The following is a 21,109-nucleotide window of genomic DNA, read 5'->3' on the forward strand; positions in this document are numbered from 1 at the left end:
CGATGCTGCTGAGGGAGTACGAGGGTGGGGTCGCGGTTCTGACGCTGAACGCGCCGGGGTCTCTGAATGCCCTGTCGGACGGGATGCTGGCCGCGCTGTCCGGGGCCTTCGGGGCGCTGGCGGAGGATCGATCCGTGAAGGTCGTGGTGCTGCGGGGGGCGGGGCGGGCGTTTTGCGCGGGGCATGACCTGAAGGAGATGCAGGCGGCGCGCGGGGCGGCGGACAAGGGGGCGGCCTATTTCGCCGACCTCTTCGCCCGCTGCGCGGCAATGATGCAGGCGATCCCGGCCCTGCAGCAGCCGGTGATCGCCGAGGTTCATGGCATTGCCACGGCGGCGGGGTGCCAGCTGGCGGCCTCTTGCGACATGGTGGTGGCGGCGGAGGGGGCGCGGTTCGGGGTGAACGGGGTCAACATCGGGCTGTTCTGTTCCACGCCCATGGTGGCGCTGACCCGCAAGGTGCCGCCGGGGGTGGCCTTCGAGATGCTGGTGACCGGAGAGTTCCTGAATGCCGGGCGGGCGCGGGAGGTGGGGCTGGTGAACCGGGTGGTCCCGGCGGAGCGGCTGCACGAGGAGACCATGGCGCTGGCCCGGACCGTGGCGGGGAAGCTGACGGCGGCGGTCAAGGTGGGGAAGCGGGCCTTCTACGACCAGCAGGGGCTGGGGCTGGCCGAGGCTTACCGGCAGACCGGGGCGGTCATGGTGGAGAACATGCTGTGGCGGGACACCGAGGAGGGGATCGCGGCCTTCCTGGAGAAGCGGGCCCCGGACTGGAAGGAGTAGGCGTCCGAGCTCGGACGCTTTTCCGTTTCCAATGAAATCAACGACTTGCGCTACCGAATTAACTCGGACTTAACTTCTGCCCGACGGGCGGAGCGGAGACCCACCGCGATGGCGAGCCCGAGGGCCGCCAGGACGAGGCAAGCCACCAGCGCCGCCGGCACGCCGCCGGACAAGAGCAGCGCGGCACCGATGGAGGGTCCGGCGGCAGAGGCGAGGATCGGTCCGACCGCGATGGCGCCGGAGATGGCGCCGAAACCGGGGCGGCCCAGAACCTCGGCCACCAGGACCGGGCGCAGGATGGACATCACACCCACCCCGGCGCCCTGCATGAGGGCGAAGGCGAAGATCAGCACCGGGGCCACCCCCGCCGCCATGAGCAGCAGCGCGGCGGCGACGGTTGCTGCGAAAGACCAGATCACGGCGCGGGCGGTGCCGACGCGCGCCTCGGTGGACAGCAGCACGATACGGCCCGCCACCTGTGCCGGGCCGATGCAGGAGGCGGCGGCCACCGCCATTGCGGGACCGGCGCCGAGATCGTGGAACAGGACCAGCGCATAGGTCAGCAGGATGGCGTGGTTGAGGTTGATCGCGGCGAAGGCGCCGGTGATGGCCCAGAAGGCAGGGCGGCGCAGCGCCGCCTGCAAGGTGCCCGGCGCGGCCTTGGGCGCCAAGATCCCGGTGGCACGTTCCTGCCGGCGCAGCAGAACCACGCCGCCCAGGTTCACCGGCACGGCGACCAGCGCCACGATGCCGGCAAGCGCCACCAACGCGCCCTGCCCGCCGAATGCCTGACCCAGCACGGCACCCAGGGGGAAGGCCAGCGTGCCGGCGAAGCCTGCGACCAGCGTGACATGGGTGATGGCGGCACGCGCGCCAGGGCCGAGACGGCGGGTCAGGAAGGCGAAACAGGTTTCATAGAAAGACCCGGCCTGCGCCACGCCGATCACCGACCAAAGCCCCCACCACCCCCAAAGCGAGGAGGTGAGGCCAAGGCCGGCAAAGGCAATGGCGCCCAGAAGCGGCAGGCCGATCAGAAGTTCGCCCCCAAGGCCCCGATCCACCAGCCGCCCGGTCAGGGGCGTGAGCGCCGCCATGACCAGGAAGGCGAGAGTCGGGCCAAGGGCAAGTTCCGCCTTGCTCCAGCCGGTTTCGGCGATCAGCCGGGGCAGAAGCGCCGGAAAGCCGTAGTACAGCGCCGCATAGGTCAGCGTCTGGCCGACGGCCAGCAACCAGACGGCGGGCGCTGTCAGTTTCACAGCCGGTAGATTTCCCCGAACTTGGCTTCCAGATAGTCCAGCAGCGGGCCTTCGTCGGGCGCGAAGCCGCAGGCCTGCGTGATGGTCTCGACCGGCAGCCGCAACCCGCCGTGCCGTTGCAGCTTCTCGCGCAGCCAGCCGGTTGCGGGCGAGGCATCGCCCTGGGCCAGACGGGCATCGAGATCGGGCACATCGGCCTTGAGCGCCTTCAGCAGGCAGCCGGCGAAGACGTTGCCAAGCGCATAGGTCGGGAAATAGCCGAAGAGGCCGACCGACCAGTGCACATCCTGCAACATGCCGTTGGAGGGACGGTCCACCGCCACGCCGAAATCGGCGAGGAAGCGGTCGTTCCAGGCGGCTTCTAGATCCTGCACGGCGAGATCGCCCTTGATGAGCGCGCGTTCGAGGTCGAAGCGCATCATGATGTGCAGGTTGTACTGCACTTCGTCGGCCTCGGTGCGGATGTAGCCGGGCTGGACGCGGTTCACCGTGCGGTAGAATTCTTCCGGCGAGGAAATGCCGAAGGCGCCGAAGCGTTCCTGCATCTGGCCGAACAGCCAGCCGGTGAAGGCGCGAGAACGGCCAAGCTGGTTTTCGTAGATGCGGCTCTGGCTTTCGTGGACGCCCATCGACACGCCCTGGCCAAGCGGCGTGAGGCGGTAATCGGGGTCGATGCCCTGTTCATAGGCCGCGTGGCCGACTTCGTGGATGGTGGAGTAGAAGCAGTTGAACGGATCGCTTTCGGCGACACGCGTGGTGATGCGCACATCATTGCCCGAGCCCGACGAGAACGGATGCACGGCGATGTCGAGCCGGCCGCGCGACCAGTCATAGCCGAAGGCGGAAGCAAGATCGCGGGTCAACCGCAACTGGGCATCGGCCCCGAAGCTGCCGTCGAGCGCCGCGGGCTGGTGCGGCGAGGCGAGGACGGCAGCGCGCAGGGCCACGAGGCGCGGGCGCATCCTGTCGAAGATGGCGCCGATGCTGGCCGCCGTGGCACCCGGTTCGTAATCGTCCACCAGTGCATCATAGAGATCGCCGCCCTGGGCCAGCGCGGCGGCTTCTTCGCGGCGAAGGCGGATGACATCGGCCAGCGTGGGCAGGAAGGCGGCCACGTCGTTCGCGGCGCGCGCTTCGGCCCAGATGCCCTGTGCCACGCTGGTCACGCGGGCGATTTCCTGGGCCAGCGCGGCGGGCACCTTTGTCATACGGTTGTAGCTGCGGCGGATGTGGCGCAGCTGCGCCTGCGCCACCGCGTCGGCGGGTTTGGCGCGGTCCAGCCATTCGGCGATGCGGGGATCGGTGCGGCGGGCGTGCAGGACGCCTTCGATGGCCGACATTTCCTCGCCCCGCTGTTCGGCGGCGCCGCGCGGCATCATGGTTTCCTGATCCCAGCCGAGCCGGCCCGAAATCTGAGCCAGCGCCTCGGTCTCGCGCTGGAAGGCCATGAGATCGTCGTAGGCCCTGTCGTTTGCGATGGTCATGCCGTGCCTTTCCGAATGGACCCCGCCAGGGGGTAAAGTGCGAGGTGGCGCGCACGCAGGATCAGCACCCACAGCACGACCGCGCCGATCTGGTGGGTGATGGCGACATGCGGGCTGGCGGCGGTCAGCGCCGTGACGATGCCGAGGACGACCTGGCCGAAGCCGATGACAAGAACCCAGTCGAAGGCGCGGCGCGTGGCCAGATGGGCCGAGCGGCGGGCCTTGACCCAGGCGAAGATGAGCGCGGCGAACAGCAGGTAGCCCCACATGCGGTGGATGAACTGCACGAGGCCGGGGTTTTCGAAGAAGGCATGCCAGATCGGCAGCGAACCGCCCTGCCCGTCGGGGACGTAGAAGGCATCGGCGGGGAAGAAGGTTTCGCCCATCAGCGGCCAGGTCGGGAAGCCGCGACCGGCGTCGATGCCGGCGACCAGGGCGCCCAGCAGGATCTGCACGAAGGCGATGCCGGCCAGCCAGGCGGCCAGCGTTGCCAGCGCGGTTTCACGTCCGCGGCGGGCCTGAAGAAGCTCTGCCTCGGTGCGGCCAAGAAGGAAGATGTACCAGGCGAGAAGCCCGAGGATGGCGAAGGCGAGACCGAGGTGGAGCGCCAGCCTGTAGGAGGCGACATCGACCATGGTGCCGGTGAGGCCGGAGGAGACCATCCACCAGCCGACCGCCCCCTGCACGCCGCCCAGAAGGCCGGGCAGCGCCATGCGGGTGCCCCAGCCGGGAGGGATCTGCCGGGTGAGGGCGAAGCCTGCGAAGCCGAGCGCCCAGACAAGGCCGATGGCGCGGCCAAGCTGGCGGTGGCCCCATTCCCACCAGAAGATGCCCTTGAACTCTTCCAGGGTCATGGCGGTGTTCTGCAACTGGAATTCGGGGATCGCCTGGTACTTGGCGAATTCCGCATCCCAGTCGGCCTGGGTCATCGGAGGCAGGGCGCCCGAGACGGGGCGCCATTCGGTGATGGAAAGACCGGAATCGGTGAGCCGGGTGAGACCGCCAACGGCGATCATCACGGCGACCATGAGGAAGAGCACGGCCATCCAGATGCGGACGCCGCGCCGGGCGCCCTTCGGGCGGTCGATGCCGCCCGGGCGGGCCACCGGGGCCGGTGCTTCCGCGCCCACTTCCTCGAAAATGCTGCGCCGCGGTGCCATGCGCATCCCCCTTGTTTCGGGGCGGACAGTAGGCGCGGCACCCTGCCCCTTCAACCCCCGCGCGGCAAAGCGCGCGGGGTTCGAGCCTAGCCCTGGGTGTTGGACGAGACGCCGACCTGGGCCGGGCGCAGAAGACGGTCGTGCAGCATGAAGCCTTCGGTCATCACCTGGATGATGTCGCCGGCCTTGGTTCCCGGCACCGGGGCTTCGAACATGGCCTGGTGATGCTGCGGATCGAAGGTGTCGCCGACCTTGGGGGTGATGGCGCGGACGCCGTGCTTGGTCATCACGTTACCCAGTTCGCGCAGCGTGAGTTCCACACCTTCGATCAGGGCGGCGTTGCTGTCGCGGACGGCATCGGTGACCGCGGCCAGCGCGCGGTTGAGGTTGTCGTAGACCGGCAGAAGATCGCGGGCGAGGCGGGTGGAGCCGTATTGCTCGGCCTCGCGGCGGTCGCGGTCGCTGCGTTTGCGGGCGTTCTCGGCGTCGGCCAGCGCGCGCATGTAGCGGTCGCGCAGCTCGTCACGCTCGGCGCGCAGTGCGTCGATCTCGTCGGCTTCCAGATAGTCTTCCACCATTTCCTCGATGGCCCGCTCTTCGGTGGCAGCCCCGTTTTCCTGCGCCATGTCGTCTTTCCTTGCCTTCGTCATGTCTCACCCCAGGGCCCGGTCGGACAGGATGCGTCCGACGAGCTGCGCCGTGTAATCGACGATGGGCACGATCCGTCCGTAATTGAGCCGGGTCGGGCCGATCACGCCGATGGCGCCGATGATCTTTCGATCCGCGTTCATATAGGGACTGACCACCAGAGAGGAACCCGAAAGTGAGAAAAGCTTGTTCTCGGAGCCGATAAAAATGCGCACACCCTCACCGTCTTCGGCCAGTTCGAGGAATTCGGCGATGTCGCGCTTGCGTTCGAGGTCGTCGAAGAGGGTACGGATTCGGTCGATGTCGAGCGATTCCGGCCCGCCTTCGATGAGATTGGCGCGGCCGCGGACGATGAGGCGTTCGGAGCGTTCGCCCATGTTCTCCCATACGGCCAGGCCGCTTTCGACGAGGTCGCGGGCCAGAACGTCAAGCTCTTGCCGGCGGGCGGCGATGTCGCGCTGGACCGAGCCGCGCAGTTCCGAAAGCGTGCGGCCTTCGGCGAGCGCGTTCAGGAAGTTCGCGGCCTCGCGCATGGAGGAGGGCGTCTGGCCGGGGGGCGGGGTGAAAAGCCGGTTCTCGACATGGCCGTTGGAAAACACGAGCACCACCAGCGCCCGGTCGGGACCGAGGCTGACGAATTCGATGTGGCGGATCGCGGCTTCCTGCTTGGGCGCCAGAACCAGGCTTGCGCCGCGGGTGATGCCGGAAAGGGCCGCGCCGACCTGATCGAGCAGCGTTGCCACATCGGGCGTGTTCGAGCCGAGCGTGGCGTCGATGCGTTCGCGGTCTTCCACGGCCACCTGGCCGACCTCGAGCAGGCCATCGACGAACATGCGCAGGCCGCGCTGCGTGGGCACGCGGCCGGCAGAGACATGGGGGCTGTCGAGCAGGCCGAGAAACTCGAGGTCCTGCATCACATTGCGGATGGTGGCGGCCGAGAGCTTTTCGCTCATGCTGCGGGTGAGCGTGCGGCTGCCGACGGGATCGCCGGACGCGAGGTAGCCTTCCACGACACGGCGGAAGACCTCGCGCGAGCGGTCGTTCATTTCGGAGAGGAGACCTTTGCCTTCGGACATGGCTGACTGCGTTTGGGCGGCGTCCAGTGTGAAACCCACAGGGCGCGGCGTCAATCAGGGTTGCATGGATTGGCGCGGCCCGGATATCTGGCGCATCTGTTTTCAAAGTCTGCAAGGGCGGCAGGCGCCGCCGCGTCGAAAGGACCCTTTCATGCGACCCTCTGGTAGAAAGTTAAGCGAACCGCGGCCGATTTCAATCGAGACCGGCGTCACTCGCCACGCGGAAGGGTCCTGCCTGATCCGCGTGGGGGACACCCATGTGATCTGCACGGCCACCATCGAGGACAAGCCGCCGCCCTTTCTGAAGAACACGGGGCTGGGTTGGGTGACGGCGGAATACGGCATGTTGCCCCGCGCCACCAATACCCGCACCCGGCGCGAGGCGGCTGCGGGCAAGCAGTCGGGTAGAACGCAGGAGATTCAACGGCTTATTGGCCGTGCCCTGCGCGCCGGCGTGGACCGGAGCGCCTTGGGCGAGCGGCAGATCGTTGTGGACTGCGACGTGATCCAGGCCGACGGCGGCACGCGCTGCGCCAGCATCACCGGGGGCTGGGTGGCCCTGCGTCTGGCGGTGGACCGGCTTCTGAAGACCGGGGCCATCGTTTCGGACCCGATTGTCGATCATGTGGCGGCGGTGTCCTGCGGCATCTATGCCGGCCAGCCGGTGCTGGACCTGGACTATGTCGAGGACAGCCAGGCCGGAACGGATGGCAACTTCGTGATGACCGGGCGCAACCGGCTGATCGAAGTGCAGATGTCGGCCGAGGGCGCGACCTTTTCGCGCGCCGAGATGGAAGAACTGCTGGGTCTGGCCGAGGCGGGCTGCGCGGCGCTGGTGGCAGCGCAGCGGGCTGCGGTGGGGCGCTGAGCCATGGCGCGGCGGTTTGACGGCGACCGGCTTCTGGTGGCAACGCACAACCGGGGCAAGCTGGAGGAAATCGCCGCGCTGCTGGCCCCCTGGGGCGTGAGCGTGGTGTCGGCGGGCGAGATGGGCCTGCCGGAACCGGAGGAAACCGAGGAAACCTTCGTCGGCAATGCCCGGATCAAGGCCCATGCGGCGGCGCAGGCGACCGGCCTGCCCGCCCTGGCCGATGATTCAGGCATCTGCGTGGACGGGTTGGGCGGTGCGCCGGGGGTGCATACCGCGGATTGGGCCGAGGGGCCGGGCGGGCGCGACTTCATTCGCGCCATGACCCGGACCTGGGAGGCGCTGGAGGCGGCGGCGGCGCCCTATCCGAGGCGGGCGCAGTTCCGGTCTACCCTGGTGCTGGCCTGGCCGGATGGGCATGACGAGGTGTTCGAGGGCATCGTAGGGGGCCAGGTGGTCTGGCCGATGCGCGGGGTGCAGGGGCATGGCTATGACCCCATGTTCCAGCCGGACGGCCATGACGTGACCTTTGCCGAGATGCCGGCGGAAGAAAAGAACCGGATCAGCCACCGGGCCGATGCCTTTGCCAAGTTCGTTGCGGGGTGCTTTGCATGAGACGGATTTCGACGGGTTCGCCCTTCGAGGCGGTGATGGGCTACAGCCGGGCCGTGGTGAAGGGCGGCTGGTGTTTTGTTTCGGGCGTGACGGGCTATGACTATGCCACGATGACCATGCCGGAGGATGTGGTGGAGCAGGCGCGCAACTGCTTTGCCACCATCGGGCGGGTGCTGGCCGAGGCGGGCTTTACGATGGAGGACATCGTGCGCGTGCAATACACGGTGACCGATGCCGCCCTGGTCGAGGCCATCGTGCCGGTGCTGGGAGCGCATCTGGGCGAGGTGCGCCCGGCGGCGACCATGGTGATCGCGGGGCTGATCCGGCCTGAGATGAAGATCGAGATCGAGGTGACGGCCTTCAAGGGGTAGTGTGCCCTTTTGCCGATCATACAAGGGGAAGTGATGGAAGACGGCCGGGCTGCCGGGTTTGGGCTGTATCTGCACTGGCCCTTCTGCCAGTCGAAATGCCCCTACTGCGATTTCAACAGCCATGTCGCGGCCCGGATCGACCAACGGCGCTGGCTGCGGGCCTATGTGTCCGAGATTGCCCGCGTGGCGGCAGAGACAGGGCCGCGGCTGTTGAATTCGGTGTTCTTCGGCGGGGGCACGCCTTCGCTGATGGAACCGGAGGTGGTGGCTGGCGTGCTGGAGGCCATGCGCGCGGCCTGGCCGGTGGCGAATGATGTTGAGATCACGCTGGAGGCCAACCCCGGCTCGGTCGAGGCGGGTCGGTTCCGGGCCTATCGCGAGGCCGGGGTGAACCGGGTTTCCATGGGGGTGCAGGCGCTGAACGATGCCGATCTGCGGCGGTTGGGGCGGCTTCATTCGGTGGCCGAGGCGGAAGCGGCCTTTGCCGTGGCGCGGGATTGCTTTGACCGGGTGAGTTTCGACCTGATCTATGCGCGGCAAGACCAGACGCCGGGGGATTGGGCGGCGGAGCTACGGCGCGCGCTGTCGATGGCCGTGGACCACCTGTCGCTGTACCAGCTGACCATCGAGGACGGCACGGCCTTTGGCGACCGCTTTGCACGGGGTGGGCTGAAGGGCCTGCCGGACGAGGATCGCGCAGCGGACATGTACGAGATCACGCAAGAGATTTGCGGCGCGGCGGGGATGGCGGCCTATGAGGTTTCGAACCATGCCCGGCCCGGGGCGGAGTCTCGCCACAACCTGATCTACTGGCGGTCAGGCGATTGGGTGGGGATTGGGCCGGGCGCGCATGGGCGTCTGACGCTGGACGGGATTCGGTGGGCCACCGAGGCGCCGAGGGCACCCGGCGCCTGGCTGGAGCAAGTGGAAGCGGGGCGCGGCGGAGAATTGCCGCGGCAGGCACTGAGCCTGGAGGACCGGGCCAGCGAATTCATGGTGATGGGGCTGCGGTTGAGCGAGGGCGTGGACCTTGTCCGCTTTCGCGCGCTTGGGGGATCGCTTGATGCGGGCCGGCTGGCGGGTCTGCTGGACCTGGGGATGGTTGCCGCCGAGCCCGACCGGCTGACGGTGACGCCGGCCGGCCGGATGGTGCTGAACGCGGTGATCCGCGAGCTGATGGCCTGAGCGTCAGAAATCCGCGTCGGGCGGAAGCTGCGAAAGGACACGGCAGAGGCGGTCGAGGTCTTCCAGACTGTTATAGCGGATGGTGAGCAGGCCGGATTCGCCGCCCGCCTCATGGTCGATGCGCACAGACATGCCCAGGTTGGCGGCAAGATCGGCTTCGAGCGCGCGGGTGTCGGGGTCCTTCTCTGCCCGCTTGCGGCCGGCAGACTTGCGCTTGGCACCGCCTTCATTGAGCGCGAGCCGTTCTGCCTCGCGCACCGAAAGGCCGCGGGTGACGATCTGGCGGGCGAGTTCGGCGGCATTGGGCGAGGTGACAAGGGCGCGGGCGTGGCCGGCCGTGAGTTGGCCGCCGCGCAGAAGGACCTGCACTTCGTCGGGAAGTTGCAGGAGGCGCAGCAGGTTGGCGATGTGGCTGCGGCTTTTTGAAAGGGCTTCGGCCAGTTTCTCTTGGGTGTGGCCAAAGCGGTCCATCAGCTGGCGGTAACCGAGCGCCTCCTCCAGCGCGTTCAGGTCCGCGCGCTGGATGTTCTCGATGATCGCGACTTCCAGCACTTCGGTGTCGTCGAGCTCGCGGATCAAGACGGGGAGTTCGTGGATCTGCGCCAGTTGCGCGGCCCGCCAGCGGCGTTCGCCCGCGACGATCTGGTACTGGCCGGTGGCGCCATGGGGGCGCACGATCAGGGGCTGGATCACGCCCTTCTGCCGCAGCGACTCTGCCAGTTCCGCCAGCGCCGTTTCGTCGAAGTCGCGGCGAGGCTGGTCGGGATTCGGGTGCAGGTTCTCGACCGGCACCAGGCTATCGGGCCGGCGCGGGGGGGCCGTGGTGTCGGAGGGGGCCAGGTGGACATCGGCCATCAGCGCGGACAGGCCGCGGCCAAGGCCCCGACGTTCGGTCTTGCGGTCGTTCACGGCTGGACCATCCTTTCGCGGATCGGGTGGCGGGCGAGAAATTCCCTGGCAAGCGCGCGATAGGCTTCGCTGCCCTTCGACGCGCTGTCGTATTCGGTGACCGGGAGCGCGAAGGACGGCGCTTCGGACAGGCGGACGTTGCGCGGGATCACCGTGTGAAAGACCACGTCGCCAAGCGTCGCGCGCGCGTCGGCCTCGACCTGTTGTGAGAGGCGGTTTCTACCGTCGTACATGGTTAGCAGCACGCCTTCGATGCGCAGCGCCGGATTGGCGCTTTGGCGCACCTCGCGGATGGTGAGCATCAGTTGCGACAGGCCTTCGAGCGCAAAGAACTCGCTTTGCAGCGGCACCAGGACGGATTGCGACGCAACGAGCGCGTTGATGGTGAGCAGGCTGAGGGCGGGCGGGCAGTCGATCAGGATCACGTCGAGGTCGAAGCCATCCATTGCCGTCTGGCGTAGGGCGTCGTGCAGAAGGAAGCTGCGCTTTTCGTTCGCCACCAGCTCGATATCCGCCGAAGACAGGTCGGCATTCGCCGGGCAGAGCAATAGGCGAGCAAAGGTGGTGGGCTGGATCACGTCTTCCAGCGGCGTCTCCTCAAGAAGGAGGTCGTAGCTTGTCTTCTTTCGCGCATCCGGTGGCAGGCCCAGGCCGGTGGACGCATTTCCCTGCGGATCGAGGTCCACCACCAGGACACGCGCGCCGCATTCCACCAGTGCTGCGGCGAGGTTGATCGCCGTCGTGGTCTTGCCCACGCCACCCTTCTGGTTGGCAATGGCGACGATATGCGGTTGACCGGGACGGGTTGGGTCAGACATGGCGCAGGGACTCCAGGGCAACGACGGCGGCGGCGGGATCGGTAATGCTTGGTCGGAGGGTGGAGGTAAAGGCCCATTGCAGCGACGCAAGGTCCAGTTCGGCCAAGTGCTCGCGCCCCTTGAGGAAAATCGCGCGCCCCTCTGGCACCAGATGGCGATGTGCAAGGGCGCAGAGATCCGCCAGGGGCGCAAGGGCGCGCGCGGACACCACGTCGGCCTTGGCGGGGGCGAGCGACTCGGCGCGGTCCGTCACCACGTCCGCTGCGATTCCGCAGCTGCGCGCCGCCTCACGCAGGAATGTTGCCTTGCGCAGGTCGGATTCGACGAGTCGAAGACGGCAGCCCGGTGCGCGCTCGGCGAGCAGGATGGCCACAACAAGGCCGGGAAAGCCGCCACCGCTGCCCAAATCCAGCCAGAGGCGCGGCGATTCCGGTGCGAGGGCAAGAATTTGCGCCGAATCGCGGACGTGGCGGCTCCAGCCTTCGGGGAGCGTGCTGCGGGCGACGAGATTGATTGCCGGGTTCCACTTTCCGACAAGTTCCAGATGGCGCCGCAGCTTTTCTATCGTTTCACGTGAAACACTCTCGGCGCCGGGAAAACACCCGGCAAGGTCGTATTCGTTCGCCATCATCCCACGTTCCGGAACCGCGAGTCCTTGCGGAGCTGGGCAATGAGCAGAAGCAGCGCTGCGGGCGTCATACCCTCGATGGCTGCCGCGCGTGCAATGCTGTCAGGCTTGATGCGTGCCAGCTTTGTGGCGAGTTCCGTCGAAAGGCCAGGCATGGCCCGGTAATCGAAGCCGTCCGGGATCCGCAGCGCCTCTTCCTTTTGCAGGGCGCGCACATCCTCCGCCTGCCGATCAAGATACTGAGCGTAGAGCGCGTCATTCGCGACCTGCTGGCGAATGGCCGGTGGGACTGCGACAAAGCCCGGATAGAGGGCGTCGATCTGGTCCAGTCGAACATCCGGGAAGGCGAGCAGGTCCAGGCCGGTGCGGCGCACGCCATCCTGGCTGACGGAAAGCCCAATGGCTGCCGCCTCGCGCGGGGTGCGCGTGCTGGCCGTCAGGACCGCGCGGGCTTCGGCAAGGCAGTTGGCCTTTTCGCTGTAGGCGGCCCAACGCGCTTCGCCGACGAGGCCAAGCCCGCGGCCCCGCTCGGTGAGCCGTTGGTCCGCATTATCCGCCCGCAGCGCCAGGCGATATTCGGCGCGTGACGTGAACATGCGATACGGTTCGGTCACGCCGCGGCTGGTCAGGTCGTCGATCATCACGCCGATATAGCTTTCCGACCGCGAAAAGACCTCGGCCGGCTGATCTGCGGCGAGCCGCGCCGCGTTGAGGCCGGCAACGAGGCCCTGCGCCGCCGCTTCCTCATAGCCGGTGGTGCCGTTCACCTGGCCGGCGAGGAAGAGGCCGGGAAGAGCGCGCAGTTCGAGAGAAGGCCGCAACTCGCGCGGATCGAAGTAGTCGTATTCAATCGCGTAGCCTGGCTGCAGGATGCGGACCGCTTCCAGACCAGCGATGGTGCGGACATAGGCTTCCTGCACTTCAGCCGGCAGTGACGTGGAAATACCGTTTGGATAGACGGTGTCGTCGTCCAGCCCCTCGGGCTCCAGAAAGACCTGGTGCCCGGTCTTGTCGGCGAACCGCACCACCTTGTCTTCGATCGAGGGGCAGTAGCGCGGACCCACGCCTTCGATGTGCCCGCCGTACATGGCCGAGCGCGACAAGTTGCTTCGCACGATGTCATGCGTTCGTTCATTGGTGTGGGTGATTCCACAGGAAATCTGACGGGCAAAGGGCGCGGTGCTGAGGAAGGAGAACAGGACCGGATCTTCATCGCCCGGCTGGCTTTCGAGCCGCGCCCAATCGATGCTGCGACCGTCAAGTCGCGGCGGGGTTCCGGTCTTCAGGCGACCCCGCGCCAGACCAAGATCGGCCAAGCGCAGCGCAAGGCGCTGCGAGGCCGGATCGCCCACGCGCCCGCCGCTGCGCCTTTGGTCGCCGACGTGGATCACGCCGTTCAGGAAGGTGCCCGCGGTCAGCACGACGGCAGAGGAGGTCAGGGCGGTTCCGTCGGCAAGAAGAACGCCCGACACCGCGCCATCCGTGACAAGCAGGTCTGCGACCTCGCCTTCGATGACATCGAGCCCAGGTTGCCTTGCAAGTGCAGCCTGCATGGCGAGCCTGTAGAGCTTGCGATCCGCCTGGGCGCGCGGACCCTGGACGGCCGGACCCTTCCGGCGGTTCAGAAGGCGGAACTGGATGCCCGCGCGGTCTGCCACAGGGGCCATGACGCCATCAAGCGCGTCGATCTCGCGCACCAGGTGGCCTTTGCCCAAGCCGCCGATGGCCGGGTTGCAGGACATCACGCCAATGGCGTCGCGGCGCAGGGTGACCAGCGCCGTCCGGGCACCCGCCCGAGCTGCCGCGGCTGCGGCTTCGCTGCCGGCGTGACCGCCGCCGATGACGATGACATCGAACTGTTTCACGTGAAACACTCCTACTTCCCGATGCAGAACCGCGCAAAAATCTCGCCCAGCAGGTCCTCGACGTCGATGCGACCGACCAACATGGCCAGGGCTCGCGCCGCGTCCCGCAGATGCGCAGCGACGAGTTCGTCCCGGCGCGGGGCTCTGCCTATCTCATTCTGCGCCGATTCCATAGCCTTGATTGCAAGGATCATGGCCCGGTGCTGACGTTCGCGGATCACCATCCCGGCACCGGCAACACGTTGCTCCAACCGCTGACCGATGGCCGCAAGCAGCTCTGGAATGCCCCGGCCCGTGCGCCCGGAAACGCCGGGCCCATCGGACGGCGTGTCGGCCTTGCCACGCAGAACGATATCTTCTGGCAGCGGTTCAAGCCCTTCGGTTTCTCCCGCCTCGTCCAACAAAAAAACGCGCAGATCCGCCTTTCGGGCGCGATCCAGTGCACGGCTGACGCCGATGCGTTCGACCTCATCTTCGGCTTCGCGCAGCCCGGCGGTGTCGAGAAGCGTCACAGCAAGACCCGCGATCTCCATCCGCACCTCGATCACATCGCGGGTTGTCCCGGCGACCGCGGAGGTAATCGCCGCTTCACGGCCAGCCAAGGCATTGAAAAGCGTTGATTTTCCGGCGTTTGGCGGGCCGACGATGGCCACCTCGAACCCCTCGCGGATGCGTTCGGCCGCGGCGGCGCCCGCGGTTTCGCGCCGCAGATCGGCCAGCACGTGGGTCACAAGGCTGCCCACTTCGGGCATGACATCGACCGGAACATCTTCGTCCGCAAAGTCGATGGTCGCCTCGATCAAGGCCGCGGCGCGCACGAGGGACTCGCGCCATTGCGCCGCCTGACGCCCCAGAACACCGTCCAGGGCGCGCAGGGCCTGGCGGCGTTGTGCCTCGGTCTCGGCGTCGATCAGGTCCGCGAGGCCCTCGACCTGGGTCAGGTCAAGCCGGCCGTTTTCCAACGCCTGACGGGTGAACTCGCCCGGTTCGGCGAGACGCAGGCCTGGCTGCGCCGCAAGCGCTCGCAACACTGCGGCGACAACCGCCGAGGAGCCGTGCAGATGCAGTTCTGCCGACTCCTCCCCGGTGTAGCTGGCGCCCTGCGGAAACAGGAGCACAAGCGCCTCGTCCAGCACATCGCCTTGCCAGCTCAGCCGACGCAAACCCGCCCGCCGCAGGGCTGGCAGTGGCGATGCGCACAGCGCCGCCACGGCGGCATGGGCCGCCGGACCCGACAAACGGATCACCGCCACGCCGGCCTTGCCGCGGGCAGAGGCCAGGGCGTAGATCGTGTCCACTTTGCGCTCCTGGCGGAACCCTTACGAGTTCATCGAGTCGAAGAACTCGCCATTCGTCTTGGTCTGCTTGAGCTTGCCAAGAAGGAACTCAATGGCGTCCGTCGTGCCCATCGGGTTCAGGATGCGGCGCAGCACATAGGTCTTCTGCAGGTCGATCTTGTCGACCAGCAGGTCTTCCTTGCGGGTGCCCGACTTCAGGATGTCGATAGCCGGGAAGACGCGCTTGTCGGCGACCTTTCGGTCCAGCACGATTTCGCTGTTGCCGGTGCCCTTGAACTCTTCAAAGATCACTTCGTCCATGCGGCTGCCGGTGTCGATCAGCGCGGTGGCGATGATGGTCAGCGAGCCGCCTTCCTCGATGTTGCGCGCCGCGCCAAAGAACCGCTTCGGGCGCTGCAGGGCGTTGGCATCCACGCCCCCGGTCAGCACCTTGCCCGAAGACGGAACAACCGTGTTGAAGGCGCGGCCGAGGCGGGTGATCGAGTCCAGAAGGATCACGACGTCGCGCTTGTGTTCGACCAGGCGCTTTGCCTTTTCGATCACCATTTCCGCAACGGCAACGTGGCGGGTTGCCGGTTCATCGAAGGTCGAGGACACGACCTCGCCCTTCACCGAACGCTGCATGTCGGTCACTTCCTCGGGCCGCTCGTCGATCAAGAGGACGATCAGGTAGCATTCCGGATGGTTGGTCGCGATGGAATGGGCGATGTTCTGCAAGAGAACCGTCTTGCCCGTGCGCGGCGGCGCCACGATCAGGGCGCGCTGGCCCTTGCCGATGGGGCAGACCAGGTCGATCACGCGGGCCGAACGATCCTTGATCGTCGGATCCTCGATCTCCATCTTCAGCCGTTCGTCAGGATAGAGCGGGGTGAGGTTGTCGAAGTGAACCTTGTGGCGCGCCTTCTCGGGATCGTCGAAGTTGATGCGCGTCGCCTTCGTCAGGCAGAAATACCGCTCGTTCTCGCGCGGGGCCTGGATCAGGCCTTCGATCGTATCCCCGGTGCGCAGGCTGAACTGACGGATCATCTCGGGCGAGACATAGATGTCGTCAGGGCCGGGCAAGTAGTTGGCCGAGGGTGAGCGCAGGAAGCCGAAGCCGTCCTGCAGCACCTCCAGAACGCCGTCGCCCCCGATTTCCCAGCCTTCTTCGGCATGTTCCTTCAAGATCGAGAACATCATCTCGCCCTTGCGCATCGAAGGCGCGTTCTCGATCTCCCATTCTTCGGCCATGGCCAGAAGTTCGGCAGGAGTCTTCGCCTTCAGATCGGCAAGGTTCAGGTGTTCAATGGTCATGGAACGTGTTCCGCATGGGCCAGTCGCAGTGCCGGCAGGTCGGTCAATCAAGGGGAAGCGCGATGGGCCGGACGGCCCTGCATCCGCGCAGATACGCGCGGTGGGGCGTCAAGTCAACTCCCCGCTCCTGTCGGTTCAGAACTTCATGATGACCGAAGCAACGATGATGACCATCAGAAGCGTCGGCACTTCGTTCATCATCCGATAGCGTCGGCCCGTGACAGTGTTGGTTCCGTTCACGAAACCCTTGCGCCTCTGCGCCAGCCAGTGATGGAACCAGGTCATTCCCAGCACGGCGGCGGCCTTCATCCATGGCCAGGCCATCGACCAATCCACGATGCCCGGCGTGAACACCAGCGCCAGGCCAAAGACCCAGGTGGCCACGCTGGCCGGGTTCATGATCGCCTTGAGAAGCCGGCGCTCCATGGTCTGGAAGAGGGTGTCTGTCTCGCTGCCTTTGGCTACGACTTCGGTGTGATACACGTAGAGCCTGGGCAGATAGAACAGCCCCGCCATCCACGCGATGACCGAGATCACATGCAGGACCTTCGTCCATGGATAAAGATCCGAAAGCCAGTCGACCATCCGGGGCACCTCCTGACCACCTTCCTAACAGGAAGAGAAAGAAAGGGAATGTCGTTGTAGGCCTGTGGAATATCTGGATTTCCGGTTTGGCGCACAGAACGATCCCCAACCACCCATGGCCGGGAAAACCCTGTGCAAAAGCACGAGTTCTTGTGGAAAAGACGCAGAAATCACATGCTTTACCGATGGTTAGATGCGCACCCAATAGTCGGCTATGTATCAACGCCCCACTCTGCAAAACCCGCCCCACCCCGATTTTCCGCAGGTTGCCGCAATCGCTGTCCCAAGGCGGAAAAGTCAGGAGCGGACCTTGACAACCGGCCCCGACCGCCCTTCCCTTCCTGGTCCGGGCCGCTTGTCCCCGACCAACACCCGCCCCGCCTCGCAGGAACAAAACCGGATTATCCACAGGCATCCCGCCCATGCTGATCATTGCCTCCGCGTCGTCCATCCGCCTCTCGCTCTTGCGGTCCGCCGGAGTCGAGGCGGAAGCGCGTCCGGTGCGGCTGGACGAAGAGGCGATCCGGCTGTCGCTTGAGGCCGAAGCTGCGCATCCGCGTGACATCGCGGACACTCTGGCCGAGATGAAGGCGCGCAAGCGCGCCGAGAAGGACCCGGAGGCGCTGGTCCTGGGCTGTGACCAGGTTCTGGAGTTCGATGGCCAGGCCTGGGGCAAGGCCGAAACAGCTGATGCAGCACGGGCACAGTTGCAGCGGCTTCGGGGCCAGACGCACCGCCTGTTGTCGGCCGCCGTGGTATATGACCGCGGCGAACCGGTCTGGCGGCATGTGGGAGAGGTGCGGCTGACGATGCGTTCCTTTTCGGACGCCTATCTTGAGAGCTATCTATCCCGCAACTGGGACTCGGTCCGTCACGCCGTCGGCTGCTACAAGCTGGAGGAGGAGGGCGCACGTCTGTTCTCGCGCATTGACGGCGACTATTTTACGGTTCTCGGCCTGCCGCTTCTGCCGCTGCTGGGCTGGCTTGCCGACAGGGGGAGCATTGAGGCATGACGGATCATCCGCGTATCCCGCTGGCCGGCGTCATCGGCTCTCCCATTGCCCATAGCCGGTCCCCTGCCCTGCATGGGCATTGGTTGAAGCGCTATGGCATCAAGGGCCACTATATCCCCATGGACGTGGCCCAGTCCGACCTGCGCGAGGCGCTGACGCTGCTGCCCCGGCTTGGCTTCGTGGGGTTGAACGTTACCATCCCGCACAAGGAAAGCGTGCTGCATCTCGCCGATATCGTGACCGACCGCGCGGCCCTGATCGGTGCGGCCAACACGTTGATTTTTCGAAAGGATGGACGTATTCACGCCGACAACACGGATGGCGCGGGCTTTGTTGCCAACCTGCGTCAGCACACGCCGCACTGGTTGCCCTCGGCCGGCCCGGCCGCGGTGTTCGGTGCGGGCGGTGCAGCGCGGGCCGTGGTGGCGGCCTTGCTGGAGGTTGGGGCGCCCGAGGTTCGCATCGCGAACCGCACCAGACCAAGGGCCGAGGCGCTGCGGTCGGACTTCGGTGCCAAGGTTGTTGTCTATGACTGGGTGCAGGCGGCAGCCATGTTGCATGGCGCGGCAACGGTGGTGAATTCCACCGCGCTCGGCATGACAGGCAAGGCGGATTTCTCCATTCCGCTTGATGGGCTGGAGCCCTGGGCGCTGGTGACGGACCTGGTCTATACGCCCTTGAAGACCCAGTTCCTGATCGAGGCCGAAGACCGGGGCTGCACCGTTGTCGATGGCTTGGGGATGTTGCTGCACCAGGCCGCGCCGGGGTTTGAACGCTGGTTCGGCCTGCGCCCCGAGGTCGACGACGCGGCCCGCGCTGCGGCACTTTCGGCATGAGGCCGTTCCGCCTGGGACTGACCGGCTCCATTGGCATGGGCAAATCGACCACGGCCCGTTTCTTCGCCGAGGCGGGGGTTCCGGTCTGGGATGCCGATGCTGCCGTGCACCGGCTCTATGCAGCCGGTGGCGCAGCTGTCGCGCCGCTTGTGGCGCTGTGTCCTGCGGCGGCGGCGCCAGAGGGCCTAGACCGGGGCGCGCTGAAGGTCTGGATTGCCCGCGACCCCACAGCCCTGAAGCAAATCGAAACGATCGTTCACCCGCTGGTTTCGGCTGACCGGCAGGCATTTCTTGATGCGGCCGCGGCTCCGCTCGTGGTTCTGGACATCCCGCTTCTGTTCGAAACCGGAGCAGAGGCGATGGTGGATGCCACGCTTCTGGTGACCGCTCCACCCGAGTTGCAGCGCGGCCGTGTTCTGGCCCGTCCGGGCATGACAGAAGCGCAGTTTGCCACCCTTCTGGCGCGCCAGATGCCCGACCGTGAAAAACGCGGCCGCGCCACCCATATCCTTGAAACGCTCAGCCTCGATGCCGCGCGCGCCGGCGTGCGGGCGCTGATCGACTATCTGACAGGGCCCGCCCATGCGTGAGATCGTTCTCGATACGGAAACCACGGGCTTCGAGCCCTCGGAAGGCCATCGCATCGTGGAAATCGGCGCGGTCGAGCTGCTCAACCACCTGCCGACCGGCCGGACCTACCACCAATACATCAATCCCGAACGGCCCATGCCGAAAGAGGCCTTCGAGGTTCATGGCCTGGGTGACGATTTCCTGCGCGACAAGCCAGTGTTCAAATCGATCGCCCGCGATTTCCTGGCTTTCATCGGTGAGGCGCGGCTGGTCATACACAATGCCGCCTTCGACATGCGTTTCCTGAATGCCGAGCTTGGCTGGGCCGGCCTGCCGGGTCTGCCGAATGACCGCGCGCTCGACACGCTGATGATCGCACGCACGAAGTTCCCCGGATCGCCCGCCTCGCTGGATGCGCTGTGCCGCCGTTTCGGTGTGGACAATTCAGCCCGTGAAAAGCACGGCGCGCTGCTGGACAGCGAAATCCTGGCGGAAGTCTATCTGGAGCTGATCGGTGGACGGCAGCCCGACTTCGGCCTGGCCACCGTCGCGGCGTCAACGCCGGTCGCCGGAAAGGCAGAGGGCGCCACCTGGCGCCCCCGTCCGCGTTCTGTTGCCCTGCCGTCGCGCCTGACAGAGGCCGAGGCCGAGGCCCATGCCGCCTTTGTGGCGAAGATGGGCGAAGGCGCGATCTGGCACAAGCGGGACTGACGCGCCCCGCTCAGTTCACCGGCTGTTGCGCGGCGCGCTGCGCTTCTGCGCGGCGGGCGACTTCCTGGCGATAGAGGGCCACGAAATCCACCGCGTCGATGTTCAGCGGCGGGAAGCCGCCGTCGCGCGTGACGTCCGAGATGATGCGCCGCACATAGGGGAACATCAGTCGGGGGCATTCGATCAGGAGGAAGGCATGAAGCTGTTCGTCCGGCACGCCCTCGATGTTGAACACGCCGGCATAATCCACCTCAAGAAGGAACAGGACGTCGCCATTGACCTTGTTCTTCGACGTGACCCGGTACTTGGTCATCACGTCATACTGGTGATCCACAGGGCGCTTGCGTGCGTCCATGCTGACGGCAACCTGGATGTCCGGCTGCACTTCGGATGCCGACAGCCCCTTCACGGCCACCATGTTCTCGAAAGACATGTCCCGGATGAACTGGGCTACCACCTGCATGCGGATCTGCGGATTTGCGTTCGGAACGCCTTCCTGTTCGGCCATGAAAAATCTCCCCCGTAATAAACTCGCCTTCGACACTCCTAACAGCTTGGCTCTCCGCGCTCAATGGCGACCCATGGCCGCGCGTCGATGAATCAGCTTCAGGGTTGCGTCCAGCCCGACGGACCCTGCCGGCGAGGAACCGAGCCTGGGTCCACCTCGTAATACTCCGCGTCGATCACCGTCACATTGTCGCTCGGTCCACCGTGGCGGACGACGGGGCCCATGCGTGCGGCCATCGCGTTGATGATGCCCTGCCGCACGGGCGGCAGCAGCAGGAGAAGCGCGGCGATGTCGGTCACAAAGCCCGGTATGATCAGGAGGCCGCCCGCAAGCACCTTCATCGCGCGGTGCGCCATGGGCGAAAGCGGGTCCCGCACCTGCCCCATCTCGCCGCGCAGGTCATAGGCCAGACCCGCCCCCTGCCGGCGGATCACCGCCGCACCGAGAACGACCGCCAGAACCACCAGCGCCAGGGTTGGCCAAAGCCCGATCCAGCCACCCACGATCACGAATCCGGCAATCTCCACCAGCGGAAGCAGGACAAAAAGCAGCATCACGGGCATGTCGGGCCTCCTCTGGGTCCGAAAACGGGTCCGGGGCATAGACTTGATGTGCCCCCTCTCCTACATA

The 21,109-nt window shown here is 66.4% G+C and carries 23 protein-coding genes; 9 read left to right on the forward strand and 14 right to left on the reverse strand.

The window, feature by feature from the left end; genetic code table 11:
• Positions 1–2 precede the first annotated feature (2 nt).
• Positions 3–782 carry an enoyl-CoA hydratase gene (locus JO391_RS16990; protein ID WP_220661623.1) on the forward strand — a complete coding sequence of 260 codons (780 nt, stop codon included), beginning with the start codon at positions 3–5 and terminating at the stop codon, positions 780–782.
• Between the two features lie 50 nt (positions 783–832).
• Here the strand turns inward: JO391_RS16990 and JO391_RS16995 are convergent, their stop codons facing one another.
• The 5 genes from JO391_RS16995 to hrcA all read right to left on the reverse strand — a co-directional run bounded on the left by JO391_RS16995 (position 833) and on the right by hrcA (position 6,406).
• Positions 833–2,038, reverse strand: coding sequence for an MFS transporter (locus JO391_RS16995; RefSeq protein ID WP_220661624.1), 1,206 nt, complete (start codon positions 2,036–2,038; stop codon positions 833–835).
• Positions 2,035–3,522, reverse strand: coding sequence for a carboxypeptidase M32 (locus tag JO391_RS17000; RefSeq protein ID WP_375155672.1), 1,488 nt, complete (start codon positions 3,520–3,522; stop codon positions 2,035–2,037). The genes JO391_RS16995 and JO391_RS17000 overlap by 4 nt, the downstream gene beginning before the upstream one ends.
• Entirely contained in the window at positions 3,519–4,682 is a 1,164-nt protein-coding gene (ctaA, locus tag JO391_RS17005) for a heme A synthase (protein WP_220661625.1), read from the reverse strand. The genes JO391_RS17000 and ctaA overlap by 4 nt, the downstream gene beginning before the upstream one ends.
• Positions 4,683–4,768: 86 nt before the next feature.
• Positions 4,769–5,332: a nucleotide exchange factor GrpE gene (locus tag JO391_RS17010; protein ID WP_220661626.1), complete on the reverse strand. Its 564-nt coding sequence runs from the start codon at positions 5,330–5,332 to the stop codon at positions 4,769–4,771.
• A 3-nt stretch (positions 5,333–5,335) separates the two neighbouring features.
• Entirely contained in the window at positions 5,336–6,406 is a 1,071-nt protein-coding gene (gene hrcA, locus JO391_RS17015) for a heat-inducible transcriptional repressor HrcA (protein ID WP_220661627.1), read from the reverse strand.
• A 151-nt stretch (positions 6,407–6,557) separates the two neighbouring features.
• Here hrcA and rph point away from each other — a divergent pair, with 151 nt between their 5' ends.
• From rph to hemW, 4 genes are read left to right on the forward strand one after another with little or no spacing between them, the layout of a single operon-like run.
• Positions 6,558–7,274 carry a ribonuclease PH gene (gene rph / locus JO391_RS17020; protein ID WP_220661628.1) on the forward strand — a complete coding sequence of 239 codons (717 nt, stop codon included), beginning with the start codon at positions 6,558–6,560 and terminating at the stop codon, positions 7,272–7,274.
• A gap of 3 nt (positions 7,275–7,277) precedes the next feature.
• Positions 7,278–7,889 (forward strand): RdgB/HAM1 family non-canonical purine NTP pyrophosphatase, encoded by a 612-nt coding sequence (rdgB, locus tag JO391_RS17025; RefSeq protein WP_220661629.1) that lies wholly within the window; start codon positions 7,278–7,280, stop codon positions 7,887–7,889.
• The gene (locus JO391_RS17030) at positions 7,886–8,260 is read left to right on the forward strand and encodes a RidA family protein (RefSeq protein WP_220661630.1); all 375 of its coding nucleotides are present in this window, start codon (positions 7,886–7,888) and stop codon (positions 8,258–8,260) included. Before rdgB ends, JO391_RS17030 begins: the two co-directional genes overlap by 4 nt.
• Positions 8,261–8,293: 33 nt before the next feature.
• Entirely contained in the window at positions 8,294–9,445 is a 1,152-nt protein-coding gene (gene hemW / locus JO391_RS17035) for a radical SAM family heme chaperone HemW (protein ID WP_220661631.1), read from the forward strand.
• Between the two features lie 3 nt (positions 9,446–9,448).
• On the opposite strand, the gene JO391_RS17040 is transcribed toward hemW, so the two are convergent.
• From JO391_RS17040 to JO391_RS17070, 7 genes are all read right to left on the reverse strand, one after another.
• Positions 9,449–10,300: a ParB/RepB/Spo0J family partition protein gene (locus JO391_RS17040; RefSeq protein WP_220664609.1), complete on the reverse strand. Its 852-nt coding sequence runs from the start codon at positions 10,298–10,300 to the stop codon at positions 9,449–9,451.
• A 50-nt stretch (positions 10,301–10,350) separates the two neighbouring features.
• Positions 10,351–11,172, reverse strand: a complete 822-nt coding sequence (locus JO391_RS17045) for a ParA family protein (RefSeq protein ID WP_220661632.1) — start codon at positions 11,170–11,172, stop codon at positions 10,351–10,353.
• Entirely contained in the window at positions 11,165–11,803 is a 639-nt protein-coding gene (gene rsmG, locus JO391_RS17050; protein ID WP_259444740.1) for a 16S rRNA (guanine(527)-N(7))-methyltransferase RsmG, read from the reverse strand. The genes JO391_RS17045 and rsmG overlap by 8 nt, the downstream gene beginning before the upstream one ends.
• Entirely contained in the window at positions 11,800–13,665 is a 1,866-nt protein-coding gene (gene mnmG, locus JO391_RS17055; protein ID WP_220661633.1) for a tRNA uridine-5-carboxymethylaminomethyl(34) synthesis enzyme MnmG, read from the reverse strand. Before mnmG ends, rsmG begins: the two co-directional genes overlap by 4 nt.
• 11 nt (positions 13,666–13,676) lie before the next feature.
• Complete coding sequence (gene mnmE / locus JO391_RS17060; protein WP_220661634.1) at positions 13,677–14,963, reverse strand: tRNA uridine-5-carboxymethylaminomethyl(34) synthesis GTPase MnmE; 1,287 nt, start codon at positions 14,961–14,963, stop codon at positions 13,677–13,679.
• A gap of 21 nt (positions 14,964–14,984) precedes the next feature.
• Positions 14,985–16,256 (reverse strand): transcription termination factor Rho, encoded by a 1,272-nt coding sequence (gene rho, locus JO391_RS17065; RefSeq protein ID WP_220661635.1) that lies wholly within the window; start codon positions 16,254–16,256, stop codon positions 14,985–14,987.
• 135 nt (positions 16,257–16,391) lie between these two features.
• Entirely contained in the window at positions 16,392–16,841 is a 450-nt protein-coding gene (locus JO391_RS17070) for a CopD family protein (protein WP_220661636.1), read from the reverse strand.
• Between the two features lie 422 nt (positions 16,842–17,263).
• On the opposite strand from JO391_RS17070, the gene JO391_RS17075 reads away from it, so the two are divergent.
• Genes JO391_RS17075 through dnaQ form a run of 4 tightly spaced genes read left to right on the forward strand, consistent with a single transcriptional unit; the run spans position 17,264 to position 19,971 of the window.
• Positions 17,264–17,854, forward strand: a complete 591-nt coding sequence (locus JO391_RS17075) for a Maf family protein (RefSeq protein ID WP_220661637.1) — start codon at positions 17,264–17,266, stop codon at positions 17,852–17,854.
• Positions 17,851–18,690 carry a shikimate dehydrogenase gene (locus JO391_RS17080; RefSeq protein ID WP_220661638.1) on the forward strand — a complete coding sequence of 280 codons (840 nt, stop codon included), beginning with the start codon at positions 17,851–17,853 and terminating at the stop codon, positions 18,688–18,690. The genes JO391_RS17075 and JO391_RS17080 overlap by 4 nt, the downstream gene beginning before the upstream one ends.
• Positions 18,687–19,280, forward strand: a complete 594-nt coding sequence (gene coaE / locus JO391_RS17085; RefSeq protein ID WP_220661639.1) for a dephospho-CoA kinase — start codon at positions 18,687–18,689, stop codon at positions 19,278–19,280. Before JO391_RS17080 ends, coaE begins: the two co-directional genes overlap by 4 nt.
• Positions 19,273–19,971 (forward strand): DNA polymerase III subunit epsilon, encoded by a 699-nt coding sequence (gene dnaQ / locus JO391_RS17090; protein WP_220661640.1) that lies wholly within the window; start codon positions 19,273–19,275, stop codon positions 19,969–19,971. The genes coaE and dnaQ overlap by 8 nt, the downstream gene beginning before the upstream one ends.
• Before the next feature lie 10 nt (positions 19,972–19,981).
• On the opposite strand, the gene secB is transcribed toward dnaQ, so the two are convergent.
• On the reverse strand, positions 19,982–20,479 hold the full coding sequence (gene secB / locus JO391_RS17095; protein WP_220661641.1) for a protein-export chaperone SecB: 498 nt from the start codon (positions 20,477–20,479) through the stop codon (positions 19,982–19,984).
• Between the two features lie 98 nt (positions 20,480–20,577).
• Positions 20,578–21,042: an FxsA family protein gene (locus JO391_RS17100; protein WP_220661642.1), complete on the reverse strand. Its 465-nt coding sequence runs from the start codon at positions 21,040–21,042 to the stop codon at positions 20,578–20,580.
• Positions 21,043–21,109 lie beyond the last annotated feature (67 nt).

This window comes from Neotabrizicola shimadae (assembly GCF_019623905.1).
GTDB classification, from domain to species: domain Bacteria; phylum Pseudomonadota; class Alphaproteobacteria; order Rhodobacterales; family Rhodobacteraceae; genus Neotabrizicola; species Neotabrizicola shimadae.